The 12,596-nt window shown below is 57.5% G+C and carries 10 protein-coding genes and 3 pseudogenes; 7 read left to right on the top strand and 6 right to left on the bottom strand.

Translation table 11 applies throughout. The features are described 5' to 3' along the window. Window positions 1-262 precede the first annotated feature (262 nt). Window positions 263-2,566 carry a DUF1217 domain-containing protein gene (locus tag ABJN75_RS00005; RefSeq protein WP_348435612.1) on the top strand — a complete coding sequence of 768 codons (2,304 nt, stop codon included), beginning with the start codon at window positions 263-265 and terminating at the stop codon, window positions 2,564-2,566. A 46-nt stretch (window positions 2,567-2,612) separates the two neighbouring features. On the opposite strand, the gene ABJN75_RS00010 is transcribed toward ABJN75_RS00005, so the two are convergent. Both ABJN75_RS00010 and ABJN75_RS00015 read right to left on the bottom strand, forming a co-directional pair. After that, a complete protein-coding gene (locus ABJN75_RS00010; protein ID WP_348435614.1) occupies window positions 2,613-3,431 on the bottom strand; it encodes a sulfite exporter TauE/SafE family protein in 819 nt (272 codons plus the stop codon). A gap of 266 nt (window positions 3,432-3,697) precedes the next feature. Continuing rightward, window positions 3,698-4,780 (bottom strand): extensin family protein, encoded by a 1,083-nt coding sequence (locus ABJN75_RS00015; RefSeq protein ID WP_348435616.1) that lies wholly within the window; start codon window positions 4,778-4,780, stop codon window positions 3,698-3,700. 278 nt (window positions 4,781-5,058) lie between these two features. Here ABJN75_RS00015 and ABJN75_RS00020 point away from each other — a divergent pair, with 278 nt between their 5' ends. Next, a complete protein-coding gene (locus tag ABJN75_RS00020; RefSeq protein WP_348435618.1) occupies window positions 5,059-5,436 on the top strand; it encodes an acyl-CoA thioesterase in 378 nt (125 codons plus the stop codon). Between the two features lie 33 nt (window positions 5,437-5,469). On the opposite strand, the gene ABJN75_RS00025 is transcribed toward ABJN75_RS00020, so the two are convergent. Further along, a complete protein-coding gene (locus ABJN75_RS00025; protein WP_348435620.1) occupies window positions 5,470-6,234 on the bottom strand; it encodes a hypothetical protein in 765 nt (254 codons plus the stop codon). 42 nt (window positions 6,235-6,276) lie between these two features. Next, complete coding sequence (gene dusA / locus ABJN75_RS00030; protein ID WP_348435622.1) at window positions 6,277-7,290, bottom strand: tRNA dihydrouridine(20/20a) synthase DusA; 1,014 nt, start codon at window positions 7,288-7,290, stop codon at window positions 6,277-6,279. Between the two features lie 131 nt (window positions 7,291-7,421). Between dusA and ABJN75_RS00035 the strand changes: the two genes are divergently transcribed. The 5 genes and pseudogenes from ABJN75_RS00035 to istB all read left to right on the top strand — a co-directional run. Continuing rightward, window positions 7,422-8,087, top strand: a complete 666-nt coding sequence (locus ABJN75_RS00035; protein WP_348435624.1) for a hypothetical protein — start codon at window positions 7,422-7,424, stop codon at window positions 8,085-8,087. A 106-nt stretch (window positions 8,088-8,193) separates the two neighbouring features. Next, on the top strand, window positions 8,194-9,723 hold the full coding sequence (istA, locus tag ABJN75_RS00040; protein ID WP_348435626.1) for an IS21 family transposase: 1,530 nt from the start codon (window positions 8,194-8,196) through the stop codon (window positions 9,721-9,723). After that, window positions 9,713-9,853 (top strand): annotated as a pseudogene (locus ABJN75_RS00045) (ATP-binding protein); the annotation flags it as partial. The gene istA and the pseudogene ABJN75_RS00045, both read left to right, overlap by 11 nt. 50 nt (window positions 9,854-9,903) lie before the next feature. Further along, window positions 9,904-11,127, top strand: coding sequence for an IS256 family transposase (locus tag ABJN75_RS00050; RefSeq protein ID WP_348435628.1), 1,224 nt, complete (start codon window positions 9,904-9,906; stop codon window positions 11,125-11,127). Between the two features lie 38 nt (window positions 11,128-11,165). Continuing rightward, window positions 11,166-11,855 (top strand): annotated as a pseudogene (istB, locus tag ABJN75_RS00055) (IS21-like element helper ATPase IstB); the annotation flags it as partial. 39 nt (window positions 11,856-11,894) lie between these two features. Here the strand turns inward: istB and ABJN75_RS00060 are convergent. Beyond that, window positions 11,895-12,179 (bottom strand): hypothetical protein, encoded by a 285-nt coding sequence (locus tag ABJN75_RS00060; protein WP_348435629.1) that lies wholly within the window; start codon window positions 12,177-12,179, stop codon window positions 11,895-11,897. A gap of 297 nt (window positions 12,180-12,476) precedes the next feature. Further along, window positions 12,477-12,596 (bottom strand): annotated as a pseudogene (locus tag ABJN75_RS00065) (IS5/IS1182 family transposase); the annotation flags it as partial.

Here is a 12,596-nt window from a genome sequence, read left to right on the forward strand (position 1 = left end):
GTCAAATCGGTTGGATAGCGGTCGGATTTGCGGTTATGCTCAGCGCGGGTGATATCAGTCCAGGACATAGTGGCCTCCATCGAATCTTTGACAATCCGACGGAATCACATCCCACTGATATCACTCAATAACTTTCAGATCGGGCTCTGAGAAGGTATCGACAGCTTCAGACAAGCAAGCACCGGTAGCGTCAAATCGGCTCTATCTGACTGTTCGTCATGTTCAGGATGCCCTGCTTCGACCCGTAACCTCTGGCCGCACCATGATTTCCAGCTATCAAACCTACACATTCTACACCAAGGACATAAACGAGACCTTGAGTCGCGCCGCTGCGGATTCGATTGTCAGCCGTGAAGCGCAATATTACAGCGACACCATCGGATCGATCACGAGCATCGATGAATTTCTCGACAATGACCGCGTCTATGCCTATGCGATGAAAGCTTACGGGCTCGAGGAAATGGCTTATGCGAAAGCCTTCATCCGCAAGGTGCTGGAAAGCGACCTGACCGACACCTCCAGTTTTGCCAACCTGCTTTCGGACACCAAATACAAGGCGCTGGCCGCTGCCTATGATTTTGGCGGCACTGTGACGAGCGAGATTGTCCAGACCACCAGCCAGATTGACGAGCTGATCGGCACCTATGAGCAAACCATTGAAGACAATGATGCTGTTCTAAAGCAGGAAACAGACTATTTCACCGCGGTTTCCGGGACGTTCACCGAGGTCGACGACCTGTTCAAGAATGAGCGCGCGCGGGACTATGTTTTCACGACCTTCGGTATAGATCCGGATACATATGACTACGACACGATAAGGAGCGTCATCACCAGCAATGTGGCTGATCCGAACAGCTACGTGAACGCCGTGCTTGCCCCGCAGGTTGTCGAATGGAGCACGCAGATCGACGATCTCAACACGCAACTGGCGGACCCGTCGAAAACCAGCGCCCAGCGCGATAAATTGAACTACCTGATCACCCAGTACACCAAGGCCATCGAGAAAGCCGACAACTACTACAACCTCGCCGCATCCTTCAATTTCAATGCGGATGGCTCCCTGGATGTCGGCGTCGAGCCGATGAACACGGCTCAACTGAAACTGGTCACCGAATCCTACGTCCTGTCGCAGCCAAGGCTGACCACCACAGGAGCGCTGCTCAACAAACAATATTACGAAGACACGATATCCACGATCACATCTATCGACGACCTGCTCAGTGACGCCCGTCTGAGCACAATACTACTGACGGCCTACGGCGTACCGCTGACCACCAGCAAAGCCGACGTCAGATGGGCGCTGCAACAGGACACATCCGACCTGTCAGGTGAGATCTATTCGAAAAGCGACGAAATGATTGCGCTGGCCAAGGCATTCAACTTCGAAAGCGACGGCAGCATTACGCCCGGCAAAGACATTCAGGATGCGGACCAACTCTTCACGACAACGGCCGGTTACATCGACAGATACAATGATGCGGATGACGAAGCGGATGCGGCGGCAATCGCAAAGTACAAGCTTTACATTGGCCTTACCACCGATCTGGATGATTTTCTGTCGGGTGAATCTGCTGCGGTCACAATCCGGAATTTCGCGCTGAAAGCCTTCAACATATCTCCCGACGAGGTTTCCACCTTCAAGCTCAAACAGATATTTACCAGCGATCCCTACGATCCCGACAGCTATGTCAACAAGATGAAAGACGATCGTTTCGTGCAGTTGGCGAAAGCCTTCAACTTCGCCGAGGATGGCAGCATCAGCGCACCGCGTTATGCCCAGTCCGAGAGCGAAATCACGCGAATTGGAACCGCCTACTATTCAGCCGTGACAAGGCTGGACAAGAGCGATTCAAACAAGGAAGCGGCTGAAACAGAAGTGTCGTACTATCGGACCCAGTTGCAAACACTGGAAACCGTTGATGATATTCTCGCTGATTCGCGCCTGACCAATGTCCTGCTCCGGGCCGAGGGACTGGACCCGGACGAAATGACAACCGAAACTCTCAGGGCAATTCTGACCTCCGATCTGGATGATCCGGAGAGCTTTGCGAATTTGCAGAACGATGTCAGTTATCGGAAACTGGCCGGATCATTCAATTTTGATACTGACGGCGTCATCCAGTCGACCGCCAGCAATTCGGTTCAGAATGTCCGTGGGCTGGTCGAGACACAGCACCTGTACCTTACACAAATTGTTGAAGAGGACGCAGGAGAAGAGAGCGTTGGCGCCCGCCTCGCACTCTATTTCGAGCGGATGGCGCCGACCCTGACCAGTACCTATGAAATTCTCGCCGACGATGCCCTGGCCCAGTTCGTGCGCACGACGTTTTCGATCTCTGATGAGACCGTCAACAGCGACATCGACGTACAGAAGGCACTGTTTGAGCGATATCTGGATATCGACGATCTGGTAGATCCAGAAAAGGTCGACACGCTGATCCGGCGTTTCCTCGCACTTTATGATGTCGAAAACGGCGCCGAAGATCCGGTCCTTTCGATTTTCAATGGAAGCACGTCGATCAATTTTGACACCGTGGCGACATTCATGCAGTTGCGCAGTTCGTAGCAATTCGCCCATGCCCGGCGCGACTGCCATGCTGCTGAGCCGGTTGTCAAATCAGGCTGTAGAAAAACCGTGCTGCAACAGACAGAATGAATACCCCGAAGCCGATCTCCAGATGACGCTTGTCAAGCGCATGCGCGAGACGGACGCCGAGCGGCGCCACCAGAAGCGTGATCGGGATGATCAGGGCCACCGCCACCCAGTTGATGTAGCCAGTCGAGAATGGCGGCAGGCCTTCAGCCCCCCATCCGGCCCACAGATAGCCGAACAGGCCGGGGATCGAAATCAGCACGCCGACCCCTGCTGATGTCGCCACCGCCTGATGCACCGGCCTGCCATAAAGCGTCATGAATGTATTGTTGAGAACGCCACCGCCGATCCCCATCAACGCAGACAAAAGTCCGATCACGCCGCCAACCGCGGCCCTCACGGGATTGCGCGGAAGATCGGTGCCCAGCCGCCAGGTTACCTTGTTGAACAGCATCCGCAGCCCCACAAGAACCGCGATCACCGCAAAAATCGCGCGCAATCCGCTGCTGGACACGTAAGCCGCAATCAGCGAAGCGGCAATCACGCCAAGCGGCACCGGCAGGATCCAGCTGCGCAACAGCTCAAGGTCCACAGCCCCCCTCTTCTTGTGCGCCATGAAGGACCGGATCGACGTCGGCACGATGACGGCCAGCGATGTTCCCACCGAAAGATGCATCCGCACCGCCTCATCAACGTGAAGCAGCCCGAAGACCTGATAAAACACCGGCACCAGAATGGCGCCGCCACCGATGCCGAACAGCCCGGCGAGCACGCCCGCGACAACCCCCGCGCCGGCAAGCGCTGCCGCAAACCAGATCAGTTCTCCTGCAGGCGGCATTGGCTCGTTCCCTCATAGGCTCGTCCGGACGACAACCGGAATTGTTCCGCGACGATGTTTGCCGCACGCCGCAAACGCCATCAAACCGAGACATTTTTCAAGCATTGTTTTTGCCATGCGGCAATCAAATCAAGCGCATCGGCTCCCCCGAGCGGCTCACAACCCCGGCGAGGCCGCACGGGTTGAGGAGCCAGACTGGATCCATTCAGCCCCCAATCCGCCGGACTCCGGCTTGAAGGCGGCTTCGTCCGGCCGTGTTCTTCTGATCAGTCGCAATGACGATAGCCGGTCTTGCGGGTCCTGAGATCAAAATGGAAATGATCCTTGTGGTGCACGTCGCTGCCAGGCCCGAGAACGGTGCTGAAATACTTGCAGCTGTCGGCCCGGATCGTGTTGAGCAGGCTTTTCTCCCGGAATGAAAACAACCCCGGTTGCCTGACCAGAATGGCGCGTCCGCTGTCCAGGGTGATCTTGCCCACATCAATGGCGTTGCCCTTGGAATGCTCGGACATCGGCGCGCCGCGTTTGGAATTCATTGTGCGGCAGGAATAGGACGACAACTGGTTGATCGAACGCACGCCCGACAGGTAGCGAACCCGTGCGGCAGGGGCGAGTTCCTTCTTCACCCATTTGGCGAATGCGTCGGTGATCTGACAGTTGAGTTTGGCCGCAGGCTTGATTTCGATCCCACCCGAAAGCTTTGTCACTTCCACCGGGTACGGAATTGAACAGCTCGTACCGTTGCCGATCGCCGGAATATCCCGGAACGTGACCCCTTGCCGCTTCAAACGCTGCCGGCAGGCCTTTTCCGCAGCCGGCAATCCGCCGGCCCATTTGGGTTTGCTCATCGGGTTTGTCAATCTGGGCAGGAGACCGGCAAGCAGAGTCGGCCTGTCCTCAAGATCGGTGGTCTTCGACGTCGAGGCCTGACCGGCGATCTCGCCGCCGGCGCCTTGATACCCCGATGTTGAAGCAAGGCTGGGATTGTCGGTGCCAATTCCGGTGACGACCGGCTGCCTGACATTTCCCTCAGGCAGCGCCGAGGTCATCTGCGTCGTATCCACTCCATCGGCCACCGGATAGGCCAGAACATTCTGCAGCGGCGCATCAGGGCCGTTGGGCAAGAGAGACGACGCAGTCTCGCTGAACATCACCGGCTCTGCCTGCCTGCTCGCCATCATGGGGGCTGCCGGCTCACTGCGAATGACAGGGGCGGACGGTTCGATTGCCAGCAGGTCACCCGGAGGCGACATGTCGCCGGAACAGCCGGCAACAAAAAGAGACGCCGTCAGCGTCAGGCCTACAGGAAGCGACCGGATGCGATCGTATCCAGCTACGCAAAACAACATGGATTGCTCCGATCAAACACAAAATTCAGGGATCAATATCGCATCCAAGTGTAAAGGAAGCCTGATGTTGCGCGTTAACGACTGGGGCAATATTGCGGCGAACGCGGCCAGAATCGCCCTCACCCTCACCCTCGCCTTCGACTCCAGAAGGCTTTGACGGCAACCTGACGCGAGAGCTTCATCCACCCCGGCTGTCAAATTCCTCGGGTTTCCCGATGTGATGGGCTTTAAAACATCGGTCCACCCCGATACATCTACCCGCCAACGAGGAGCTGATCATGGTCAAACCAACCGGTGAACTGACATTGCGAACGCTGGCCATGCCGGCGGACGCCAATGCCGCGGGCGACATTTTCGGCGGATGGGTGATGGCCCAGATGGATCTGGCCTGCGGCATCCGCGCCGCGGAACGCGCAAAGGGACGCGTTGTCACCGCCGCCGTCAACGAAATGTCCTTCGCCATGCCGGTCAAGATCGGCGACACGCTGTGCATCTACACCGACATCGTCAAGGTCGGCCGCACCTCGATGACGCTTCTGGTCGAGGCCTGGGCGCAACGCTACCTGTCACCCAAGATGGACAAGGTGACCAATGCGCTGTTTGTCATGGTGGCGCTCGACGCCGCCAACAAGCCGACACCGCTGCCGCCCGAGTAGGATTGCCGGAGTGGGATTTCAGGCAGCCGCAGCTCAGCCCTTCATCTCGTAGAGGAACAATCTGGTGTTGCGCCGGTCAGGCAATTCCCAGACCTCGTCTGCCGCGACATCGGCAACGGCGAAACTGTTGGACACCAGCAGGCTGCCCGGCTTCATTTCGCGCCTGGCTTTCTGGTAGAGCGCCGGCATCGGTTCGGGCGACAAAAACGCATAGACAATATCCTCGCCGGCAATGTCGGCAGCCCAGATATCCTGCCGCGAGATCCGGCCGCGAGCACTGATTTTCGACAGAAGCAGCGAGATCAGCCAGACCATTGGCGCCGATTCGACACCCCGCGCGACACGGCCGTCACCGTCAAGCCGCCGCACCACACCGCCAAGGCCCGAGCCAAGATCGGTAAAGCGGATAGCTCCGCGTTGCCGCATCAACGACACGAGCGCCTCGGCGGTCTGACTGTTGCTGAGATAAAGCGGCACCCGCTCGCGCGCCGTGTTGGAAAAGAACAGATAGAGCAGAACAAAGGCTGCGCCGAACGGCCAGGCGGGCATCTCCCCCGCGTTAAGCCCCAGCGCCAGCGCGACCGGGAAGCCCAAACCGATCCAGACCCACCAGACCGGCAATCCGAGCATCCTGGTCACCATCGCCGCGGCCACGCATTGGATCGCCAACCCCGCCCAGAACAACAACGCCGCATCGATCACGCCGGCAAAGACCAGTCTGATCGCGATCAGGACCGCGCCTGCGACCAGTTGGGCAATCACCGCGCCGATGATCGGATAGGAGCGAAGTGCCGTCATGATCCGCCCCGGTGAGTGCAAGCTGGTTGCGACATGACGCGCTCAGGCGGCCGCGCCGAGATCGACAAAATCGATCTCGGCGAATGCCGCCGCAATCACCTCGGGCCCTGCGCCGGGACGGGCCGCATCGGCTGACAGGATTTGCCGGTAACGGCGCGCCCCACGAACCCCCTGAAACAATCCGACCATATGACGGGTGACATGCCCGAGCCGCCCGCCGGAGGCCAGATGGTTCTCTGCATAGTCCATCATCGTCGTGCAAACCGCATTCCAGTCGGTCTCTGGCACATCCAGGCCGAAAAGCTTCCGGTCAACATCGGCGAGCAACGCCGCATTGTGATAGGCGGCCCGGCCCAGCATGACGCCATCAACGTGATTCAAGTGTTCCAGCGCCTGATTCAGGTTACCAATTCCGCCGTTTATACCAATGAAAACATTTGGAAATTCGCGTTTGAGACGATACACGCGATCATAGTCCAGCGGTGGAATATCCCGGTTTTCCTTGGGCGACAAACCATCCAGCCAGGCCTTGCGGGCATGCACCCAGATAGCGTCAGCGCCGGCGTCACTCACCGCGCGCGCGAGGGCCGGCAGTGCAATCTCCGGATCCTGATCGTCAACGCCGATGCGGCATTTGACCGTGACCGGCACATCCGAAACCGATTTCATCGCCGCCACGCAAGCTCCGACCAGTTCCGGTTCGCGCATCAGACAGGCGCCGAACGCACCTGATTGAACCCGGTCGGAAGGACAACCGACATTGAGATTGATTTCATCATAACCAAAGCCGTTGCCGGCGCGCACCGCCTCAGCCAGCTTGTCCGGGTCCGACCCGCCCAGTTGCAGCGCCACCGGATGCTCGGCCTCGTCAAACCCAAGCAGGCGCTCTCGGTCCCCATGAATGATCCCGTCGGCCACCACCATCTCTGTATAAAGCAAAGCGCGGCGCGACAATTGCCGGTGAAAGAACCGGCAATGCCTGTCCGTCCAGTCGATCATCGGTGCAATGGCGAAACGCCGAGATACGCCAATCTGCGATTTCCTTTCTTTTTCCACTACTTAAGCCCTATTGTTCTCAATCGCTCTTGTCTCGTTTCCTTCGTTCAAGTACCAAATTCGTCGATTTTGACACCTGATTTGGTACAATGTACCAAATGAAATCGCGTGTACCAAACGAGGAATCCGCCATGGGCACCATAACCGCGCGCAAGCGCAAGGACGGCAGCGTTGCCTATCTGGCGCGGGTGCGGGTCATGCGTGATGGTTTCACCTATCACGAGACGGAAACATTTGACAGGCGGCCGACCGCCACGTCGTGGGTCAAGAAGCGCGAGCGCGAGCTCGCGAAGCCAGGCGTGATCGCCGAATACAAGGCGGCTGACCCGCCGCTGGCAAAAGCCATCGACCGGTACACTGAAGAGTCCTTGAAAGAGATTGGCCGGACAAAAGCTCAGGTTCTCAGAGCGATCAAGAATTACCCCATCGCCGACATGCCCTGCTCCACCATCAAGTCGAAGGATATCATCGAGTTCCTGCAATCGCTGACCAGTCAGCCTCAGACGGTCGGCAACTACGCCAGCCACCTCGCCGCCATCTTTGCAATCGCGCGGCCGATGTGGGACTACAGATTGGATGACCGCGAGATGCGAGACGCGATTTTGGTCGCCCGCCGGATGGGCATCATTTCGCGCTCTGTTCAACGCGACCGACGGCCAACGCTGGAAGAACTCGACAAACTCCTGGCGCACTTCGCCGATCGCCGCAAGAAGGTCCCGCAGGCCATGCCGATGCACAAGGTCATTGTGTTCGCCCTCTTTTCGGCAAGGCGCCAAGCAGAAATCACACAGTGTTGATTTCCATTGAGAACTGACCCGGTAGCACAGGATATTTCCATCGAGAATTGACCCATGTTTGAACCTTACCCTGCGTGTTTTCAGCGGGGGTTACGGAGTGATCGACATGGCATTATTGAGCGTGATCCGACGCTGGCATTTTCGAGAACAGTTATCGATCCGGGAGATTTGCCGCAGAACCGGCCTGTCCCGGAATACCATTCGCAAATATCTGCGTGTGGACGGCGTGGAACCGAAGTTCAAGGTTCCCGAGCGAGCGAGCAAACTTGACCCTTTTGCTGACCGATTGTCAGCCTGGCTGCGGACGGAAGCCAAGAAGAACCGCAAGCAGAAACGCACAATGAAGCAGTTGCATGCCGATCTGGTGAGCCTCGGCTATGACGGTTCGTACAATCGTGTGGCGGCCTTCGCTCGGGAGTGGAAGGCGGATTTGCAGAGAGAACTTCAGACGACAGGGCGCGGGACATTCGTGCCATTGGCGTTCGATCCGGGTGAAGCCTTCCAGTTCGACTGGTCGGAAGACTGGGCGATCATAGGCAACGAGCGGACCAAGCTGCAGGTGGCTCATACGAAGCTAAGCTACAGCCGCGCCTTCATCGTCCGGGCCTATCTCCTGCAGACGCACGAGATGCTGTTTGACGCCCACAACCATGCCTTCCGCGTTTTGGGCGGTGTGCCAGGGCGCGGCATCTACGACAATATGCGCACAGCGATCGACAAGGTTGGCCGCGGCAAGGAACGCGATGTCAACGTCCGCTTCATGGCGATGGCCAGCCACTATCTCTACGAACCTGAGTTCTGCAATCCGGCGTCTGGCTGGGAGAAGGGGCAGGTCGAGAAGAACGTTCAGGATGCTCGTCATCGATTCTTTCAACCGGTCCCGCGCTTTCCGTCACTGGAAGCCTTGAACGATTGGCTGGAGCTTCGTTGCAAAGAGTTTTGGCAACAGACCTCGCATGGCAAAATGCGCGGCACCATTGCCGATATCTGGGCTGAGGAAGTGCAGGCTCTCATGCCGGCGTCCCGACCGTTCGATGGCTTTGTCGAATACACCAAGCGGGTGACCCCAACCTGCCTGGTGCATCTGGAACGCAACCGCTACAGCGTTCCGGCATCCTTCGCCAATCGGCCAGTCAGTCTTCGGGTCTATCCAGACCGTGTCGTTGTCGCCGCGGAAGGTCTGATCGTCTGCGAACACCGACGTATCATCAATCGATCTCATGATCGGCCAGGACAGACAGTCTACGACTGGCGGCATTATTTGGCGGTGGTCCAGCGTAAACCTGGCGCTCTTCGCAATGGCGCACCATTCACTGAGCTTCCCGAAGCCTTCAGGACACTGCAGGAGCACCTGCTCAAGAAGCCGGGTGGTGATCGCGAGATGGTCGATATCCTGGCGCTTGTGCTTCAGCATGACGAACAGGCCGTACTCTGCGCCGTCGAGATGGCGTTGAAGTCCGGAGTTCCGACCAAGACACATGTTCTGAATCTTCTCCACCGTCTCGTCGATGGCAAATCCTTCACGCCGCCTTCCATCGATGCACCGCAGGCATTGGCGCTCGCCAATGAGCCCAGGGCCAATGTCGAACGCTACGACACCCTGCGGAAGGCTACGGAGGTGCGCCATGCGTCATAATCCTGCCAGCGGCGCAATCGTCATCATGCTGCGTAGCCTGAAGATGCACGGTATGGCACAGGCTGTCGGTGAGCTGACAGAACAGGGATCGCCGGCTTTTGAGGCCGCCATTCCGGTCCTGTCGCAACTGTCAGGAATTTCGTGTGCGGCAGGGCATAATGGGCAACAAGGAGACCCAGTATGTCACGACGCAAAGAACCCTCGATACCTAACGATCTTCTCGACCAGTTACTGGCCGGCACTGACGCGGCAGCGGCGCTTAGCCAGGGCGGCTTGCTTGATTCTCTGAAGAAGGCTTTTGCGGAGCGGGCGCTCAACGCGGAGATGGATCATCATCTGGGGCGAGAGGAGCAAGGCCCCAACAGCCGGAACGGCTATGGTCGCAAGACGGTAACCACCGACAGCGGGAGGATCGAGATCGAGGTGCCGCGCGATCGGGCGGGGAGTTTCGATCCCCAGTTGATCGCCAAATATCAGCGCCGCTTTCCCGGTTTCGACGACAAGATCATCTCCATGTACGCGCGCGGCATGAGCACCCGTGAGATCACCGGGCACCTGCGCGATCTGTACGGTATCGACACCTCCCCCGATCTGATCAGTACTATCACGGATGCCGTGCTGGAGGAGGTCGCTGCCTGGCAGCAACGCCCGCTGGACCCAGCCTATCCGCTGGTTTTCTTCGATGCGATCCGGGTCAAGATCCGCGACGAAGGCATGGTTCGCAACAAGGCGATTCATATTGCCTTGGGCGTCATGGCGGATGGCACCAAGGTGGTGCTGGGGCTGTGGTTGGAGCAGAATGAGGGTGCCAAGTTCTGGCTCCGCGTTATGAATGAACTGCGCAACCGTGGTGTTGAGGATATCATGCTGGCCGTCGTTGATGGCCTAAAGGGTTTTCCGGACGCTATCACCGCCGTCTTCCCGGAAGCCATGGTCCAGACATGCATAGTCCACTTGCTGCGCAATTCGATGGATTTTGTGGCGTGGAAAGATCGCAAAGCGCTCGGAACGGCCCTGAAAGCCATCTACCGCGCCGTTGATGCCGCAGCCGCCGAGGAGGCGCTGACGGCCTTCGAAGCCAGCTTTTGGGGTCAGCGCTATCCGGCAATTGGCCAGAGCTGGCGTCGGGCATGGCCCGAGGTCATTCCATTTTTTGCCTTTCCCGACGAAGTCAGGCGGATCGTCTATACTACCAATTCCATAGAGGCCCTGAATTCCAAGCTCCGCCGGGCGGTAAGGGCCAGGGGGCATTTCCCCAATGATGAAGCGGCCACAAAACTGTTGTATCTGATCTTGAACCGATCAGAGAAAGAGTGGAAAATGCCGCCGCGTGAGTGGAACATGGCAAAGGCGCAATTTGCTGTGCTCTTCGGCGAACGTTTCATCAGAGCCATGACGGCCTGATGGTCAACCGTCCTGCCGCACACGAAATTTCTGACAGTCCCGTCCTGTCGCAACTGCTCAAGGCCGAGACGGCAGAGCGGGAGGTCAGATCAACAGCCTATCAGCTCAAGACCGCACGCTTTCCAGCCTATCGTGATCTGAATGGCTTTGACTTCATGAGCAGCGAGATCAATGAGGCGCTCGTGCGCCAGCTTCATCAATGCGACTTCCTCGACAAGGCCAACAACATCGTGCTGGTCGGCGGCCCTGGCACAGGCAAAACCCACATCGCCACGGCAATCGGCGTGCAGGCAATAGAGCATCACCACAAGCGCGTCCGCTTCTTCTCAACGGTCGAACTTGTCAACGCACTTGAGCAGGAGAAGGCACAAGGTCGGTCAGGTCAGATTGCCAATCGCTTGATGCATTCCGATCTCGTGATCCTTGATGAGCTTGGCTATCTGCCGTTCAGTGCATCAGGCGGGGCTTTGCTCTTCCATCTGCTGAGCAAGCTCTATGAGCGCACCAGCGTCATCATCACCACCAACCTCAGCTTCAGCGAATGGGCCAGCGTGTTTGGCGACGCCAAGATGACGACTGCGCTGCTCGATCGGCTCACCCATCACTGCCACATCCTCGAAACCGGAAACGACAGCTTCCGATTCAAGAACAGCTCGGCGCACGAGGCCAAACCCACAAAGGAGAAAAACAGGAACTTGACCACCACACCAGACCCGAAACATAACTGAAAGGCGGGTCAAATCTCGGTGGAAATACCGGGTCAGTTCTCAATGGAAATCAACACTCTGCCAATCACGATTCAGATAGACCGCGATATGTTCCTGATAGCTACGATTTGCCCAGGTGTCATGGGGCAATCCCGCCTCAACGTAATAGAAATAATCTCGCTCCAATAGTCGGCGCATGCCGTAATGCTCGTCATTGACAGTCATAGTGCTGCTTACCGGCAGTAACATCATTGCATGTTGATCATGACTGTGTGAATCAGTCTTGTAGTTGATCGCATCACACCGAATACAGGTCGCGACTTCTATATTGGAAAGATCAACCATTCTGAGTTCGATTTCCTAACCGTATAAACAAAGCTTACCTCACGCACATCCCGAAGTCACGGGAGCCGCACGTCGATGCGCGCCTATTTTTGTCGGCATGTATATTGGGCGCAGCCGAACGGCCAGTCTGCCCTATTCCTTTCAAGCCCAATTGTCCGGCGGCCAGCATCAGTACATCGCGACGACGGATCATGAGTTTTCCGCTCCGGAATGCAGTGCAGCGATAGCGCGCGAACCACATTTTGCGCTACGAACCCACTCCCTATTTCCCGCCTTAGAGCCCGATTCAAAAGTTCGTCATTGATCGCAAAGCCTTGCCAACCGCCGCATGAGAATACGGATATGGGCGATGAGGGTCCATGCTGTTGAACTCTGGATGGATTTCTCCCAGTCCTTGGCCAGCCTGCGGGCCCTTCC

Origin of the sequence: Hoeflea sp. (assembly GCF_039975035.1) — a bacterium.
In the GTDB taxonomy this organism is placed as follows: Bacteria; Pseudomonadota; Alphaproteobacteria; order Rhizobiales; family Rhizobiaceae; genus Hoeflea.

What these genes read in the sequence shown, in the direction of transcription:
- ABJN75_RS00005 (WP_348435612.1), top strand. Translation starts at nt 263, where the DNA reads ATGATTTCCAGCTATCAAACCTACACATTCTACACCAAGGACATAAAC.
- ABJN75_RS00010 (WP_348435614.1), bottom strand. Translation starts at nt 3,431, where the DNA reads ATGCCGCCTGCAGGAGAACTGATCTGGTTTGCGGCAGCGCTTGCCGGC.
- ABJN75_RS00015 (WP_348435616.1), bottom strand. Translation starts at nt 4,780, where the DNA reads ATGTTGTTTTGCGTAGCTGGATACGATCGCATCCGGTCGCTTCCTGTA.
- ABJN75_RS00020 (WP_348435618.1), top strand. Translation starts at nt 5,059, where the DNA reads ATGGTCAAACCAACCGGTGAACTGACATTGCGAACGCTGGCCATGCCG.
- ABJN75_RS00025 (WP_348435620.1), bottom strand. Translation starts at nt 6,234, where the DNA reads ATGACGGCACTTCGCTCCTATCCGATCATCGGCGCGGTGATTGCCCAA.
- ABJN75_RS00035 (WP_348435624.1), top strand. Translation starts at nt 7,422, where the DNA reads ATGGGCACCATAACCGCGCGCAAGCGCAAGGACGGCAGCGTTGCCTAT.
- istA (WP_348435626.1), top strand. Translation starts at nt 8,194, where the DNA reads ATGGCATTATTGAGCGTGATCCGACGCTGGCATTTTCGAGAACAGTTA.
- ABJN75_RS00050 (WP_348435628.1), top strand. Translation starts at nt 9,904, where the DNA reads ATGTCACGACGCAAAGAACCCTCGATACCTAACGATCTTCTCGACCAG.
- ABJN75_RS00060 (WP_348435629.1), bottom strand. Translation starts at nt 12,179, where the DNA reads ATGGTTGATCTTTCCAATATAGAAGTCGCGACCTGTATTCGGTGTGAT.